16 protein-coding genes and 1 pseudogene are annotated in these 15303 nt (G+C 66.1%); 7 read left to right on the top strand and 10 right to left on the bottom strand.

Going from position 1 to position 15303, the window contains the following annotated elements; translation table 11 throughout:
* The first annotated feature begins 6 nt into the window (after nucleotides 1–6).
* From D473_RS0119425 to D473_RS28565, 3 genes are read left to right on the top strand one after another with little or no spacing between them, the layout of a single operon-like run.
* Nucleotides 7–675 (top strand): hypothetical protein, encoded by a 669-nt coding sequence (locus tag D473_RS0119425; RefSeq protein ID WP_026127119.1) that lies wholly within the window; start codon nucleotides 7–9, stop codon nucleotides 673–675.
* Between the two features lie 6 nt (nucleotides 676–681).
* Nucleotides 682–1857: a C40 family peptidase gene (locus D473_RS0119420; RefSeq protein ID WP_026127118.1), complete on the top strand. Its 1176-nt coding sequence runs from the start codon at nucleotides 682–684 to the stop codon at nucleotides 1855–1857.
* Nucleotides 1858–1859: 2 nt separating this feature from the next.
* Nucleotides 1860–2645 carry a hypothetical protein gene (locus D473_RS28565; protein ID WP_152436883.1) on the top strand — a complete coding sequence of 262 codons (786 nt, stop codon included), beginning with the start codon at nucleotides 1860–1862 and terminating at the stop codon, nucleotides 2643–2645.
* Nucleotides 2646–2667: 22 nt separating this feature from the next.
* Here D473_RS28565 and D473_RS25855 read toward each other — a convergent pair.
* The 3 genes and pseudogenes from D473_RS25855 to D473_RS0119400 all read right to left on the bottom strand — a co-directional run bounded on the left by D473_RS25855 (nucleotide 2668) and on the right by D473_RS0119400 (nucleotide 4478).
* Nucleotides 2668–3176 (bottom strand): annotated as a pseudogene (locus D473_RS25855) (thymidine kinase).
* A 304-nt stretch (nucleotides 3177–3480) separates the two neighbouring features.
* Nucleotides 3481–4062, bottom strand: coding sequence for a hypothetical protein (locus D473_RS0119405; RefSeq protein WP_017610712.1), 582 nt, complete (start codon nucleotides 4060–4062; stop codon nucleotides 3481–3483).
* The gene (locus D473_RS0119400; protein ID WP_017610711.1) at nucleotides 4062–4478 is read right to left on the bottom strand and encodes a hypothetical protein; all 417 of its coding nucleotides are present in this window, start codon (nucleotides 4476–4478) and stop codon (nucleotides 4062–4064) included. Before D473_RS0119400 ends, D473_RS0119405 begins: the two co-directional genes overlap by 1 nt.
* A 166-nt stretch (nucleotides 4479–4644) precedes the next feature.
* Between D473_RS0119400 and D473_RS0119395 the strand changes: the two genes are divergently transcribed.
* The 3 genes from D473_RS0119395 (at nucleotide 4645) to D473_RS0119385 (ending at nucleotide 7683) form a co-directional block, all read left to right on the top strand.
* Complete coding sequence (locus D473_RS0119395) at nucleotides 4645–4887, top strand: GntR family transcriptional regulator (protein WP_017578539.1); 243 nt, start codon at nucleotides 4645–4647, stop codon at nucleotides 4885–4887.
* Between the two features lie 222 nt (nucleotides 4888–5109).
* Nucleotides 5110–6459 (top strand): Gfo/Idh/MocA family protein, encoded by a 1350-nt coding sequence (locus tag D473_RS0119390; RefSeq protein WP_017610710.1) that lies wholly within the window; start codon nucleotides 5110–5112, stop codon nucleotides 6457–6459.
* A gap of 216 nt (nucleotides 6460–6675) precedes the next feature.
* A complete protein-coding gene (locus D473_RS0119385; RefSeq protein ID WP_017610709.1) occupies nucleotides 6676–7683 on the top strand; it encodes an amidohydrolase family protein in 1008 nt (335 codons plus the stop codon).
* 397 nt (nucleotides 7684–8080) lie between these two features.
* Here D473_RS0119385 and D473_RS27305 read toward each other — a convergent pair whose 3' ends face one another.
* The 5 genes from D473_RS27305 to D473_RS27745 all read right to left on the bottom strand — a co-directional run bounded on the left by D473_RS27305 (nucleotide 8081) and on the right by D473_RS27745 (nucleotide 12099).
* Nucleotides 8081–8554, bottom strand: coding sequence for a hypothetical protein (locus D473_RS27305; protein WP_161626430.1), 474 nt, complete (start codon nucleotides 8552–8554; stop codon nucleotides 8081–8083).
* Between the two features lie 110 nt (nucleotides 8555–8664).
* Nucleotides 8665–9150: a hypothetical protein gene (locus D473_RS27300; protein WP_152436881.1), complete on the bottom strand. Its 486-nt coding sequence runs from the start codon at nucleotides 9148–9150 to the stop codon at nucleotides 8665–8667.
* On the bottom strand, nucleotides 9147–10841 hold the full coding sequence (locus tag D473_RS26775; protein ID WP_083918045.1) for an alpha/beta hydrolase: 1695 nt from the start codon (nucleotides 10839–10841) through the stop codon (nucleotides 9147–9149). Before D473_RS26775 ends, D473_RS27300 begins: the two co-directional genes overlap by 4 nt.
* Nucleotides 10842–10861: 20 nt before the next feature.
* A complete protein-coding gene (locus D473_RS0119360) occupies nucleotides 10862–11185 on the bottom strand; it encodes a hypothetical protein (protein WP_026127115.1) in 324 nt (107 codons plus the stop codon).
* Between the two features lie 599 nt (nucleotides 11186–11784).
* Nucleotides 11785–12099 (bottom strand): hypothetical protein, encoded by a 315-nt coding sequence (locus D473_RS27745; protein WP_017610702.1) that lies wholly within the window; start codon nucleotides 12097–12099, stop codon nucleotides 11785–11787.
* Between the two features lie 498 nt (nucleotides 12100–12597).
* On the opposite strand from D473_RS27745, the gene D473_RS0119350 reads away from it, so the two are divergent.
* Nucleotides 12598–13794 carry a hypothetical protein gene (locus D473_RS0119350; protein ID WP_017610701.1) on the top strand — a complete coding sequence of 399 codons (1197 nt, stop codon included), beginning with the start codon at nucleotides 12598–12600 and terminating at the stop codon, nucleotides 13792–13794.
* A gap of 172 nt (nucleotides 13795–13966) precedes the next feature.
* Here the strand turns inward: D473_RS0119350 and D473_RS0119345 are convergent, their stop codons facing one another.
* Both D473_RS0119345 and D473_RS27870 read right to left on the bottom strand, forming a co-directional pair.
* Nucleotides 13967–14995 carry an FKBP-type peptidyl-prolyl cis-trans isomerase gene (locus D473_RS0119345; protein ID WP_017610700.1) on the bottom strand — a complete coding sequence of 343 codons (1029 nt, stop codon included), beginning with the start codon at nucleotides 14993–14995 and terminating at the stop codon, nucleotides 13967–13969.
* Nucleotides 14996–15003: 8 nt separating this feature from the next.
* Nucleotides 15004–15303: hypothetical protein (locus tag D473_RS27870; protein WP_206539033.1), on the bottom strand; the 300-nt coding region annotated here is incomplete at its 5' end.

The following is a 15303-nucleotide window of genomic DNA, read 5'->3' as shown; positions in this document are numbered from 1 at the left end:
CGACCCATGCCGAACCCACTCCCTGAACACACACAACGCAGAGTCGTTGTGGTGCTCGTCGTCGCCCTGCTCGCCTTCGGCGGTTACTTCGCCTTCGGCGGGTTCGGCGGTGACGAAGAGGGCGACCGTGCCGACCAGGAAACCGATCAGGGAGACCGGCAGGGCCAAGGCACCGCCGAGTCACCGAACGACTTGTCGACCGTGCCGCCGAGCCCCATACCCACGACCGCGGAAGAGGACATCGACGTTCTCGACTGGTTCCCCTTCAGCGAGGACGAGCTCTTGGCGGCCGGTGCGACGGCGCGGGCCTTCGGTGAGGTGTACGGGACCATCGACTACACCGAGGAGCCCGAGGACTACTTCGCCGGTATGGAGGACCTCGCAAGCGACGACTACGCCGAGGTGCTCTCCGAGAGCACCCGCGCCGGTGCCTTCTGGCAGGAGGGCGCCGAGGCCGAGGCCGTGGCCGAAGGGCGGGCCGAGGTCCAGTCGATCCGCACCTACGGCGGCGACTCGATCACTTTCGTGGTCGAGGTCCAGTCGATCACCGAGACCGCCGACACGGAGTTCGACGAGGAGCTCGGCGACTTCGCGATCACGGTGACCAGTGAAGGACAGGGCTGGCGGGTGCACGACTTCCAGCCCGCCGATGCCGGACAGCTCGGAGGGGAATGAGCCCCGTTGAAATCCCTCTTTGCCCCCGCCCCCGTTGATTCCGACCGTGGTGCAGCGCTGACCTGGACCGGCGTGGTCGTGGCCGTTTCCCTGGTCGCCGTCACGTTCGCCGCTCTGATGGTGGTCCCGGTGATCAGCAATACCTCGCAGCAGCTGGGTTCCCTCGTGGGCAGCGGTGCCGTCTGCTCGGAGAACGCCGACGCGCAGCAGCCCGACGCCAGCGGTTACGCCGACGACTCCGTGCCCGAGAACTACCTGGAGATCTACAAGGAGGTCGGGGAGGACCGGGGCATCCCGTGGAACGTCCTCGCCGGCGTTGGACAGGTCGAGTCCCACCACGGCCGCTGGGAAGGGCCGGGGATCACCGAGGGGCACAACGACTGGGGCGCGGCCGGTCCCATGCAGTTCGGTTCCCTGGACGGCTCTGCGGCGGGTAACAGCTGGGGCGGAGAACCGATCCAGTCCGTCGACGAGCGCCCCGAGGACGGATACGGGGTCGACGGCAACGACGACGGCGTCGTGAACGTCTACGATCCGGCCGACGCCATCCCCGCGGCGGCCGATTACTTGATCGCGCACGGTATCGAGGACAACGTGCGCGAGGCGATCTACGGTTACAACCATGCGTGGTGGTACGTGGACGACGTCCTCGAATGGGCCGGACGCTACGCCGAAGGCGACTACGACACCTCGGGCGCCATGCGTAGCGAAGTGGTGTGCACCCTGCAGGAGGACGGTGAGCCGATCGGCCAGGCCCCTGACGACGTTTCCCAGGCCGTCGTCGACTGGGCCCTCGACCAGCGGGGACTCCCTTATATCTGGGGCGGCACCGGGCCGGATGGCTATGACTGCTCCGGGTTGATCATGAAGGCGTACGAGGACATCGGGGTGACCATTCCACGGATTTCCCAGGACCAGTGGGAGTTCGGCCCCAGAATCGACCAAGGCGAAGAACAACCCGGTGACCTGGTCTTCTTCGACGTTCAGCGTGCGGGCGAGCCTCCGGGGCCCGGACACTTGGGAATGGTCGTGGGCGACGGGCTCATGGTGGAGGCCTGGTGCACCAACTGTGGGCCGATCGCCGTGCGAGAGTACGATGACCCCAATCGTGCGGACATCATGGGTTTCACCCGCCCGCTCGAACACCCCGATGTGAAGTCCCAGCTGGAGGCGCAGGGTTAACCGTGACTGAGACGGACGAGAAGCCCGAGGAGAAAAATCCGGCCAAGCAGGGGCTTCACGGCTGGAAGGCTGCCCTCGCGATGTTTGGGTGTGGGTCCCTCGCGGCCTTCAGTATTTTTGGTGTTCTGACGCTACTTGTAACATCGATTTTTGATTTCACTTCGTCTGGTGTGCAGGGGAGTGGAGGGACTGAAGGCGCTGTTCCCGAAGGAATTGGGGAGGCTCGTTCATCTCTCGAGGAAGAGGAGATGAACGTCTGTGACGATAACCTTGACGAGCTCACGAAGATTAATGTCGAACGTCAGGACGAAGGTGAAAATTATCTGGACACGCGCTCTGAGGATGAGATAGAGATTCCTGGGGCCACTCGTGTTGTTCAGGATGAATGCTCTTGGGTTCTGCAGCCCAGTAGCGGGTCTTCTCCTTGGGTGTTCCATTTCAGCTACGAAGCCGCCATTGAATCTGATGGGAAAGATTCTACTGAGGATTTGGCCTCTGAAAGGTTTGAGCAGCTTTCTGGGGATCTTTCTGAGGGGCTTGGTTACGTTTCATCCCAAGGTGTTCCAGGTTTTGATGATGGTGCCCAGTATGTCTATGGGGAAAATGAAGATGGCGAGCAGTCGTACATCGTCATGTTGCAGTCGAAGAGTGCAGTTTATTCGATTCACTTCGAGAGGCAGGAGGAGGATTCGATCGGTGAAGTGACGAAGAATGAGTTCGAAGGGGAGGCTCGAGAGATCGCGTCTTTCCTGGATAGTGGTTTTGACTACTGGATACCGGACAGCTAGATAGCCTCTTTGGAGAGCGCCTTTAAGCCACACCAGCCATGAAGTGGTGTCGGCACAGAGTCGTGTACGACTCTTTCCCTCCGATGTGTACCTGTTCGCCCTTGTACACCATGACCCCGTCCACCACTCGGGCGTTGTGTGTGGCCCGGTTCCCGCNAGCGCCAGGAGCCTCTTCGACCCGGGAAAGAGCTGTCCCTGGAAGTCGGTGAGGATCCCGTAGCAGTACACGTCGATCTTGATCCCGTCGACGACCCCGGCCAGCTGTCCGACCTGCTTGTGCGACAAGAACTGTGCCTCGTCCACGATCACGTACGGCACCTTGCGGTCGGCGATGTCGTCGTACAGGTCCAGCAGGTCGCCGATCTCCTCGGCGGTCGCCTTGAGCCCCAGCCGTGAGGAGATGACCCCCGAGCCGGCCCGGTCCTGTTTCGTGTAGAGCACGCCCTCACCCCCGCGGGAGTGGTGTTCCTGGAGGGCCATGGTGCTCTTGCCCGAGTTCATCGAACCGGTGAAGTACTTGAGCTCGGCCATGCGTGGGGTCTTCCTGCGTCCTCGGTCCGGGCTGCGGCGGTGTCTGGGGGATGGGCGGATCGTGTCGCCGACGGGTCGTGCGGTCCCCGTCGGCCGTCGGCCCTCGATCGGGCCAGCAGCGAACATACCAGCGAGACCTCTTGGCCTGGGACGGGAGCGGGGCCGGCTCGGTCTCGACGCTCGCCGGATCGATGACCGGGCCAGGACCGGAAGCGCTTCTCGGCCGATCCCGATCCGGGGACACGGGAAGCCGGGTCCAGGCACCGCCGACCGTCGGACGGCGGGGCCTGGACCCGAGGGAGGGCTACGGGCGCTCCCACGGGCCCGGCAGCGGACCCCCGGCCTCCAGCGAACCCGTCAGAGCCTTCCACCCCGACCAGGCGTCACGGAGAGCCCGAAGGCACGTCGCCGCGTCCCCGGTCGCCCTCAGTTCCTCACTCACGCCGTCGTAATCGACGTCGGCGAGCACCATCCCGGTGACCGACACGAACGTGCCGGCGGCCGCCCAGCGCGCGGGAAGCTCCCCACCGTCGCGGAGCAGGCGGTCGAGACGGCCGAAGCAGACATCAGCGGTGTTGAGCGCGGTCACCGCCTCGCGACTGTCCCAGCGGCGCGACAGCACCCGGGTCAGCACGGCCACCAGCGCGTCGACGTCGGTCGTGGGCAGGTGAGCCGGGTGTGGGCGGGCAAGCGTGCCGCTGTCGTCCTCGTCGTCGGCCGTGCACATGTCGTCGCCACGCGTCGCCGGTGTGGGAAGGGTGACGCTCCCGCCCGTGGTGGATTCGTGTCCGTCTTCGTGAACGTGCCCGACAGCGCAGAACGCTGTCGCTCGGAGGTTGGGGAGGGCGGAGGTCCACCAGTCGCGTGCGTCGTAGTCGTAGCTCATCAGGCGGCCCCTTCCGTGATGGGGGAGAGGCCGAGGAGTACGGCGGCCCCCAAGCGGTCCCGCTCGGCCGCGAGGCGGGTCATGCGTCGCTCATGCGCCCGGTAACCCGGCCGCACCATCGCGGCGGGCGACTCGACCTCCCGGGGGTCGACCACCGAGGCCACGGCGGACAGGGCCGTACGCACAGGAGGGCGCCCGTCGGCAGGCTTGCGCGGGGCCGGGATCAGCGGGGTCGGCTCGGTGCTGCTCTCCGTGGTCGCGGGGGCCGGTGGCGCGAACCGTCGTACTCGGGTGGACCGGCGTCGGCGAGCCTCGGAGGCCAGTGCGCGGAAGTACCCGCATGGGTCCGCGTGGAGGCCGTCCGAGGGACGGAGCAGGCGGACGATCGCGAAGACCAGGACAAGTAGGCTGTTCACGGCAACGCTCCTTCCAGCGTTGTCCAGCGGCCCTGGACGTGACGGCGTCCGGGGCCGCGTTATTTGGTTCTGGAGCAACCACCCTACAGTGCCCTAGTGATGTTCTGCCAGCCCTACTGGGGCATCCTAGGTATCCATGCAGGCCATAGCGGCCTACTGTGGATCCATGAGCACCGAAATGCCGCACATCGACCCCAAGGGACCAAAACTCGTGTACGTGGTCATCGCGGACCACATAGAGGCTCGGATCAAAGCCGGAGAGCTGAAGTCCGAAGACCGCATTCCCGGGGAGATCGACATCGCGGCCAAGTACGAAGTTGCTCGCATGACCGCCGGACGCGCCGTGAAGGAACTTCGGGAGCGCGGCCTTGTGCACACGGTTCGTGGAAAAGGGACCTTCGTCGTTTGAACCCCACGCGACCTCGCCGGGGCAGCGAACCGACCGGGCCGGCTGAGCCGCGCGGGCCGTTGACGAGAGGCAGCCAGGTACCCGACCACCCCGGAAGGCAGGAGAGCGCTCCTCCTACGGTTGCCGGCCAAGGGCGGGCCGCCGCAGGGTGTCCAGGAGTCCGGCGCCCGGAGTCCGGGTACGGGCACAGCGCCCGCTGAGACCGAGAAGGAGAGCTGAACCGTGCCCGATCCCGTCCGCGTCGCCGTTCTCGGTGCTGGAGGCAGGGGAGCGCAGACCTACGGCCGTTGGTTCCTCGAAAACCCCGGCCGCAGCCGTGTGGTGGCCGTCGCCGAGCCCCTGGACCACCGCCGCGACACCTTCGCCGACCGAGCAGGCGTCCTGCCCGAGAACCGTTACGCCTCCTGGCGCGGCCTCATGGCCGACAGCGCCGGCCTCGGCCTGGACGCGGTCGTGGTGGCCCTGCCGGACGAGGACCACGTCGAACCGACCGTGGCGGCGGCCGAACGCGGTCTGGCCGTCCTGCTGGAGAAACCCATCGCCCCGGACCGGGCCTCACTCCTGGACCTGGAGGAGCGGTTGTCGGGACTGAAGCCGCGCATCGCCGTCGCGCACGTGCTGCGCGAGGCACCGTTCTGGCGTTCGGTCCGACAGGCGGTCTCCTCCGGCACGATCGGTGACCCGGTCACCATCCGCATCGAGGAGAACATCGGGTTCTGGCACTTCGCCCACTCCTACGTGCGGGGGAACTGGCGCCGCACCGACACCTCCAGCCCGATGGTGCTGGCCAAGACCTGCCACGACCTGGACATCATCCGGTGGCTGGCCGAGCGCGCGCCCGAACGGGTCTCCAGCATGGGCAGCCTCGTGCACTTCCACTCCGGCAACGCCCCCGAGGGCGCACCGACGCACTGCGCGAAGGGCTGCCCGGCGGCCGACACCTGCCCGTTCCACGCCCCGCGGTACTACGCCGAGGCCCTGGCCGACGTCGACGGTTGGCCGGTGGCCCTGCTGGGGCCGGACGTGAGCCCGCAGGGCCGGATGGCGGCGCTGGAGGACGGGCCCTACGGGCGGTGCGTGTACCGCTCGGACAACGACGTGGCCGACCACCAGCAGACCGTGTTCTCCTTCCCCGGCGGCCTGACGGCCTCCTTGACCACCTCGGCCTTCACCGGCGCCAACACCCGCACGTTCCAGATCACCGGCTCGCGCGGGGAACTGTCCGGGCGCATGGAGAGCGGGGAACTGCGGCTGGAGAGTTTCGCCCCCGGCCCCCACGACCTGTCCCGCCTGGGTGAGGACATGCGTGTGTCCGCCAACGGCCCGCTCGGCCACCCCGTGCACGAGTGGAACGCGGTGCCGTCCAGCTCCGAGGCGGCCGACCACCGCGGGCACGCCGGCGGCGACGACGCGCTGACGGAGAGGTTCGTCGACGCGGTGGCCTCCGGCGACTTCGAGGGCCACGTGGCGACCACGCTCGAGGCCTCACTGGACAGCCACTGGATGGCCCTGGCGGCCGAACACTCCCGCCTCACCGACCGCACCCTCGCATGGGGCGAGCTACGGACCTGACCCGCGCCGGCCCTCGCCCTGAGCGGGCTCCGAAGGCGGAACAGGTTCCGTTCGGTGCTGTGGCAACTACTTTCGGTTTCGCCCGAAACGCATGCAGTGCCAAAGCGAAGGGGTCGGCGTTCGAGTGCGTGCTCACCGGATGCCCGCCCGAAGGGACGCACACCGCGTCGCAGAGGCACCCAGGGCACAAGAGGTATGCGGAAGGAACAGGACACGATGGCCCCCAGCTCCGACCCGGGCAGTGTCCGGGCAACGGCGATCGACACCCATACACACGTCTATCCGACCTGGTACCTGGACCGGCTCGAGGAGATCGGCGTCCCGCCGGACAGCACGAGGAACGCACGCGGCCTCGGCGCCGACACGACCGACCAGGACCTGTCGACACGGTTCGTGTGGATGGACCGTGCCCAGGTCGGACTGCAGGTTCTCGCCGTGACGCCCCAGGTCCCCTCCGGCCCCGACGCTGCGTCCTCGCTGGCCCTCGCCCGGGACATCAACGACGACTACGCCCGGCTCGTGTGCGAGCACCCCGACCGTTTCCTCGCGTACGGAACGCTCCCGCTGCCCCACATCGACCAATCCCTCGCCGAGATACCGCGCATGTTCGACCAGCTCGGCATGGCCGGTGTCTCGCTGACGACTCTCGCAGGCGGGCTCTCGCTCGCCAGTGACCGGCTCTCACCCGTGTGGGAAGCCCTCGACGCGCGCGGCGCCGTCGTCAACGTCCACCCCACCGGGTGCGGGGCCCGTTCGCCCATGATCACCGAGCACCGACTGGAGTGGGTCAACGGAGCCCCCGTCGAGGACGCGACAGCAACACTCCACCTGCTCAAGGCCGACGTCCCCCGGCGGTTCCCGCGCCTGCGGTTCCACATCGCGCATCTGGGCGGGGACCTTCCCTTCCTCGCGCAGAGGATCGAGGACAACTACACCGACTGGAACGCCTTCCCCGCTTCGCCGGACGCGACGCTGCGCACCATGTGGTTCGACGCCGCCAACTTCCACACCCCGTCGTTGCGGCTCGCCTCGGACACCCTGGGCGCGGACCGGCGGATCCTCGCGGGGTCCGATCACCCCTACTTCCAGCAGGAGAAGTACCTCAGGGCGTTCGACTACATTCGTCAGGCGTCGTTGCCCGCTCAGGAGATCGACGCGGTGCTCGTCGGCAACGCCGCCGCGCTCTACGGCCTCGGCGCGAGCGGCCGGTCGGATCAGGCGTGAAGGAAGGGGCGGACCGTCGGCGATCGGACCGGGTGAACCTTCCGCCGCCGCGCACCGGGCGCCGAGCCGGCCTTGCCGGCGTGCACGTGTGGCACGAGCAGACGGGCGACCCTCGCGGTCGTCGGCCCTGAAGAGCCTCGTCGAGCGGCTCCGGTAGGTGGCCGACGGCGGTCAGGACGGGCCGGAGCTGAAGCTACCGACGACAACGGCCCGGATCATCGTGAGCCCCGAGGCGATCGGGACCGTGGACGACGTCCCCGCCAGAGCGCTCGACCTCCTGGTGTGCCTGGACCAGCCCTGGGAGCCGTACAGCGACCGGATCGTCGCGGCCACCGCGCCGGCAGGGCTATCCACAGCTGCCGTAACCGAAGAAGACTCTGCGCGCGTTGAGATGGTCTCAGAAGATTTCGGGGTCGCCATCGGGCCAGAGGCAGGGAGAGCCGACGGTGAGTGAGAGCGTGCCGTTTTTGTTGTATTGGGTTGCTACGAGAAAAGAGTCTTCTTCGTTTCTTGCGTTGATGAAGGTGTCATCCGGGCGACTGTCGTTGAGGATCTGGTAGCCGTTGTCGGTCCAGTGGTCGTGCAGGAGTTCGAGAGTGGTTTCGTTGTCTTCTTCTGGTATTTTATGGATCCAGAAACTTACACCGACGGCGACGCGGTCATTGGGGCCGAAGATTGTTCCATCTCCGCAAGGGGAGGAGCTGGGTTCGCTTAGTTCTTCGAGTTCGGCTTTTTGGGGGAGGGCGGCGAGGGTGTTTTGTGCGTGTTCTTGGACTTTTTCTGTTGCTTCTTCTTGGGTGATGGTCGGTGTGGCATAACTGCATCCGCTCAGGAGAAAGGCGGTGCTGAGTGCGCAGACTGGGAGGATCACTGCTCGTTTCACTGTTCTACCCCCTCTCCCACGATCATTCTGTCTATGTTTCTCCAGGTCCTGTGTTTTCGTGGGAGTGGTTGGAGTGCGGTGATTTCGGCGGGATGGTCTCAGAAGATTTCGGGGGTGCCGTCGGGCCAGAGGCAGGGGGACCTGACTGTGAGGGCGAGATCTCCGTACTTGTTGTATTCGATTGCTACCTGGAAGGAGTCTTCTTCATTCTCTACGTTGATGAAGGGGTCGTTCGGGCGGTTGTCGTTGAGGATTTGGTAGTCGTTGGTGTCCCAGTGGTCGTGCAGGAGTTCGAGGGTGGTTTCGTTGTCTTCTTCTGGTATTCCGCGGATCCAGAAAAATTCGCTGACGGTGACGCGGTCTTCTTCGCTCAGCATGCTTGGATTTCCGCAAGGGGGTGATCCAGGGCCGCCCCGCTTTTCGAGTTCGGCTTTTTGGGGGAGGGCGGCGAGGGTGTTTTGTGCGTGTTCTTGGACTTTTTCTGTTGCTTCTTCTTGGGTAATGGTCGGTGTGACGTAGCTGCATCCGGTCAGTAGTAGGGCGGTGCTGAGGGTGCAGGCCGGGAGGGTCGCTGCTCGTTTCACTGGTTGATGTCCTCTCCTGCGATAATCCTTCCCAAATTTCTCCACGATTCTGTATTTTTGTCGAAGTAGTCGGAGTGTCCAGAATGCCAATCGGATCCCAATTCTGTGGCTCCGAACCCCCAGCCGGTAGGGTCGGCGCCGTGGACGGTTCCACTGGTCGTTCTGATGAGGAGGTCGATCTTGGACGTTGTAGTGTGTGCGTCCTCGGGGCGGAATCCGAGCTCGGACACATGGTCGGCGTCCGCCCCGGGGCTTCCCACCAGAGCGATACCGTCCGCGTCGAGACCGCCGTCGCCCTGAGCGGCATGGCCGACCAGAGTAGAGCCATAGCTGTGGCCGATCACGGTGTTGTGTGAAGGTGAAGTGCCTTCATGGGTGGCCCTCAGCCCGCCCTGGAAGCTACCCAGAGCCTCCTCCCCGCGTACCGCGCTCGTTTCTGCTCCTGCTCCCGCCCCCTGAGGAGGGTCGTACCCGATCCAACTGATGACGGCATGGTCAGCCTTGGGGTCCGCCGTGCTGGCCGATTGCCTGAGATCACTTGCCCGGTCCATCTGACCGGGTCCGCTTTCCCAAGAATGCCCGGTTCCCGGGACGAGTGTGGCCACGTTGTCAGCGGTGTCAGGGTTCCCTTCAGAGACGATCAGGCGACCCTGCTGATGGCCTGGAGCAGGACTGGGCACGGAGAAGGAAAGCAGATACTTGTCGTCGTCGCTTGCGCTCTCTCCGAGGTCGCTGTTCAATCCGTTCATTCTCGAACGCTGATCTTCAAGCTCCTCGATCTCATTTTCCAGATCAACACTGTCTGGCCAACTCAGATCGGGGTCGTCTCGTTTTTCTTCGAGTTCTTCGATCTCGCCCTCGACGCGGCTTATCTCGTCGTCCAGGTGCTCCCGGTTGAGCCGATCGCGTACGACCGCGGGGATCCCGTCGAGATCGCGCAGATGATTGGAATCTTCCTCCATGGCCTGTTCGCGTTCTTCTTCCGACAAGGAGTCCCACCAAGCCTTGACCACGTGCGGAGGGTGGTCCTCCCACGGCTTGACATCATCGGGCACCAGGCCTTGGCCACCATAGATGGAGAGCTCTCCGCCGTTGAGGAGCCCCATCTCGGACATGCGTTCCAGCGTTTCCTTGCCGGGGCCGTTACGCAGATCGGATTTGAGCTGCTCGGCCTGGTCCATCAGCGTGCCCCAGTGTGTGGCGTGCTCCGAGCGCAGTTCTTCCCGGATCTCCTGCAGCTCTTCTACCGGGTTCACCAATGGCGTAGGTATCACCCCTGGCACCGCTTGCACGGCAGCTCTGCGCATGTGGTACGTCGGGTCGGCATTGAGTTCCTCCATCTTCAGGGCCGCCTCCTTGGCCTCGCCCCACCGGGTCTCGATGGAGCTACGTTCGGCCAGGTAGGTGTCGATGTCCTCCGCCCAGAGCCGTAGTACGCCGGCGCCGTGGGTCAAAGCTTTGGATGTCTCTTCCCAAGCCATGAGCTCATCACCGGAAGCTGAGCTGATGTCCCAAGCGATGAGGTCGGTGAACTTGTCAGCCGAGGCGCACGTCTGGGTGTAGGTGTCATCGGACTGGCCGAGCATGTCCTCTCGCAGTGTTTCCAGATCGTCGCACCCGGTGCGTAGCTTCGCCGTGTCGGCCTCGATGGGGTCGGGAAGGTCCAGAGTAATGCCTTCAACACTTGCCACGGGTATCGCTCTTCCAAGGATCAGAAATTGACGGGGATATCGAGCTCTTCGACCCCTTCCCTGAAATCTTCGGCGTTGTCGTTGTCGGTAGCAGCGATCTCCAACACCGAACCCTGGACATCCTGGGCGAGGGCGATGCCGCTGCGGGCGGTTTCCTGGATGTTTTCCAATGTGTTTTCGAGGTAGTCGGACAGGGCGGAGCTCACATAAGAAGAGGCGGGTGCGCTCATGTCCTCGACAGTCGTTTCGAAGCGACCACCGAGAAGAGCCATTGTCTCGGCGAGGAGTTCGGCTGCTTCCGCTTCGGGAAGGGCGTCAATACTCGTCCCGATTTCATTGGACACAGGAGTTCCTGGGAGTGGGAGATATGCAGGGCCAACGGAACCCTACCAATGACGCGAGTAGCTCTGGAGGCCCCAATGCGCCTTGTGGGGCTCTGTGCTGCAGAGAAAACGAAAATGTGCTCTGTGCGGAACCGTGGCCACATTCGGCCAGCGCCAAATATCGCTTGGCTGTGCGCCTTGTGGGAAACAGCACGTCCGGGCGGTATCAGTCGAGTATGGCGGGGCCCGGACAGTCACTCGACCGTTTCAGCCCTGCGGCGGGGTGGCCGGGCGGCCTGACGACCGAGTTCCACAAGGACGCCCGCCTGGTGCGCCTGTTCGTGGATTACCTGCGCAACGGGCGGGAGCAGTTGGCCGTGGCACCTACGCCGTGCGGGCCCGGCCCGGCGCACCGGTGGCCATGCCCGTCACGTGGACGGAGCCGGAGCGGTTGGAGACCGCCGCGGACTTCCCCATCGCCGGCGAACGCACGGGGAGCCCCTTCAGAGCTATGGTCGGTACACGCGCTCGTCGACCTCGGTTCTTCAGTGGTGGTCGCTGCGTGATTGGGCTTTGGGCTCGCCCCGGTTTGTCCCGGCAGGGTCGGATCCGAGGGAGGGCTACGGGCGGACCCCGGCCTCTGGAGAAGCCGTCAGGGCCTTCCACTCCGGCCGGGCTTCATGGAGAGCCCGGCGGCACGCCTCCGCGTTCCCGGCTGTCCTCAGCCCCTCACTCACATTGCCGTAATCGACGTCGGCCAGAACCATCCCGGGCACCGTCACGAACGTGCCTGCGGCCGACCAGTACGTGGGGATCCGGCCACCGTCGCGGAACAGGCGGTCGAGACGGCCGAAGCAGACAACAGCAGTGTTGAGTGCGGTGACCGCCTCGCCGCCGTCCCAGCTGCGCGAGAGCACCCGGGTGAGCACGGTCACCAGCGCGTCGGCGTCGGTTGTGGGCGGGTGGCCCGCTGCGTGCGGGCAAGCGCATCTGCTTCCTCGGGGTATCCGCGAATGTGCCCAGGGTGGCACTCTTGCTTGTGGTGGATACGCGCCCGCTTTCGTGGTCGTGCCGAGGGAGCTGAACGCTTCCCTGCGGAAGCCGTGCAGAGCCGAGCTCCGAACCTGAGCCGCCCGCGCGTGCACACGGTCCGTGCTGCCGGTGTCCGCCGACACCGGGCCGCCGGCGTGAGGAGCTTCGTTGGTCGCCGAGCTGGACTTCTGCCTTGATCTGCTCGGCGACCCGGTGTAACAGGCGCCGCGCACCAGGTGGTTCGACGCCGCGGTCCTCCACCTGCGTCCTCACCGCGGCCGGCGGGGCGGGGGAAGGCCGAAAACCCCCTCTGCCAACGCTTTCCCGCACATGCGCGTCCCACGAAGCGGTGGCACGGAACCGCCATGACACAGCACCGCTGCAACAGCCAGGGGACGTGAATGGGGAACAGACCTACCGACCAGACCGAAGCGAAGACACACCGACGACACGCTCGCACCGGCATCGTCGCCGTGGCCGGGGTCGCCGCCGGGGCCGCTGCCGTGGCCGGGGTCGTCGCCGTGGCCGGGGCCACCGACGCGGCACCGGACCCGGTCGCCCAGACGCAGGCCTCACCCGCCCAGGCGCAGGAGGGGTGGGAACACATCCACGGATCCGTCGAACAGGGCGGCTCCTACGGCGCGGTCGCGGCGACCGCGGCCGACGAGGTGTGGGCGTTCGGCAGCGACCCCGAGGACCCCGAGGCCCCGCGGATCGAGCTCTGGGACGGGCAGCGGTGGCAGGAGGAAACCGCCCCGGACGGCCTGACCGCTCTCCCCGTCGTCGCCGACGCCGGCAGTGACGGACAGGTCTGGGCACTCGCGCACTCCTACGACGCGGGCACCTCAGCCGCGCACTACGACGGGCAGAGCTGGACGGCTTCCGCGATCGACTTCGCCCCCGAGATGGAACCCACGGCCCTCGCCGCCGTGGGAGAGGGCAACGCCTGGGCGCTGGCCGGTTCCATCCTCGGCGGGACCGAAGCGGCCTACTTCGACGGCCAGGAGTGGACCTCTCAGACCGCCCCGACCGTCGCCGAGGGCGTGGGCGCCGCCGAGACCGGGGAGGTCTTCGCGGTCGGAGGCCAGGGCGGGGAACTGATCGTGGAACGCTGGGACGGAACCGGCTGGACCCCCGAGGAGATCCCCGCGGTCGACATCCCCGAAGGCGAAGCCGGGGCCTCCTTCAACGACGTGCTGGTGCGCTCCGCGGACGAGGTGTGGGCGGTCGGTGCGGTCACCTGGAAGGACGCCGACGAGAAGAACCACGGCAAGCCGGTGCTGGCCCGGTACGACGGTACCGAGTGGACCGTGGAGGTCGGTGAGGAAGAGGGCTCCTACGACGCCGTCGCCGACGACGGCGAGGGCGGCCTGCACCTCTCCAACGGCGACTGGAACCCCGTGATGGAACACCGGGACGCCGACGGCCGGGTCACCGACCAGGAGATCGTCCCCGACGACCACGAGATCCGCCTCGGTGGGCTGGCCGGCCTCCCCGGCGGCGCCGGCGCCGTCCTGGCGGTCACCGCCCTCGACCAGGGCGACCCCGAGGTGTCCACCAGCCACGCCCGTGTCTACGGCACCGGGGCCTGGTACTGACCCACGGCCCCGAGGGCCTTCCCCCTACCGCAGTCACGGACCCGGCCGGCGCATCCCCGGCCGGGTCCGTCGTCTCCGCCGCCGTTCCGGGCCACGGGCTCCGGCGCTGTCGCCTCACCTCCGATGTCTCCGGTGCGGTAGGCCGCATCGGAGACCCCTGCACGGGCTCGGCTCAGGCCGGTGGAAGCACGTCGACGATGTCGATGACGTACACCAGCGTCTCATCGGGGCCCACGTCCACCGCTTCGTTCCCGCCGGATCCATACCCCGACTCCGGCGGGACGGTCAGCATGACGCGGCTGCCGGACTGCACGCCCTCCAGCCCGTCGAGCCAACCCTCGATCACCGAGGACGGCTCCAGCGCGAAGTTCTTGGGAGAGGCCCCGTACTCCCACGTGGAGTCGAACTCCACCCCGTCGTCCCAAGTCAGTGCATGGAACTGGGTGACCACCGTGGCCCCGGCCGTGGCGGGTTCACCCTCCCCATCGATCAGGGTGACAGTGATCAGTTCTTCCGGGGGCTCGGTGTCCGGAACGGTCACCCGAGGCTGCTGCCCCTGTGGGACACGAACGTCCGGCAGCTCACCGTCGCCGTCGAAGACGGCCTCCTCTTCCTCCTGGTCCACGGTCGCCCCGGCCTGGTAGCGGTCCACGATGTCGTAGACGAACAGCGACGACGTGTCTTCCTCGCCGGCGCCCCCCGTGCCCCCGGGGTCGGGGGAAAGCGCGGAATGCGACGGTGGGAAAGCCATGGCCAGGCGCGTTCCCACCTCTTCACCCTCGAAAGCCTCGGCTGCCTCAGGGGCCGCTTCGGCCAGGTCGGCCACGGAGATGAGCAGGGGAGCCTCATCGAAACTGGAGTAGGTTTCGCGTACGTGTCCGTCCGGGCCCCGCTCGTAGATCACCTGGTGTGATGCCACCAGGTCGTCCGAGGCGACCGTGCCTTCGGTTCCGTTGGTGACGACGAGGGTTTCCACGCTCTCGACCTCGGGGTCACCCGAGAACTCGACGGTAGGGGTTTGTCCGACCTCCCCGGAGATGTCAGGGAAGGTGGCCGTGGCATCGGACGAGTCCGAGCCGTTGGAAGAGGGGGCCGGATCGTCGGACGAGCACGCGGTCAGCGCGACAAGCAGGACCGCGCTCGCGCTGATGGTTCGGTACGAGTTCGCGGGAGGCAGAGTCAGGCCGAAGACGGGGGGCATAGTCACATCTACCGTCCATATTCCTCTGCTACGGCCCATACTGAAACCCGCTCCCCTTCAGGAAAGCTGAAAACAGCGCTGCGGGCGACTCGCTCGCCTTGTTTTACTGACGAGCATTGTTTGGGATCCACTAGTTCTATGTCCCCGATGAAGTGCCGCTCATTCTCTTCCTCATTCATCTCACCTGCAGCCACGATAAGATAATTCCCGATCTTTCCGCTCCGGCAGAAAGATCTAGCGTCTTCTTCGCTGGTCAGGGTAAAGGTGGCGACGTATGTCGGGAATGGTTCGATTTCGCCGACGGAGAA

Source organism: Nocardiopsis xinjiangensis YIM 90004 (assembly GCF_000341145.1).
In the GTDB taxonomy this organism is placed as follows: domain Bacteria; phylum Actinomycetota; class Actinomycetes; order Streptosporangiales; family Streptosporangiaceae; genus Nocardiopsis; species Nocardiopsis xinjiangensis.
The sequence above is the reverse complement of the archived record's forward strand: the minus strand, read 5'-3'. Positions and strand labels throughout refer to the sequence as shown.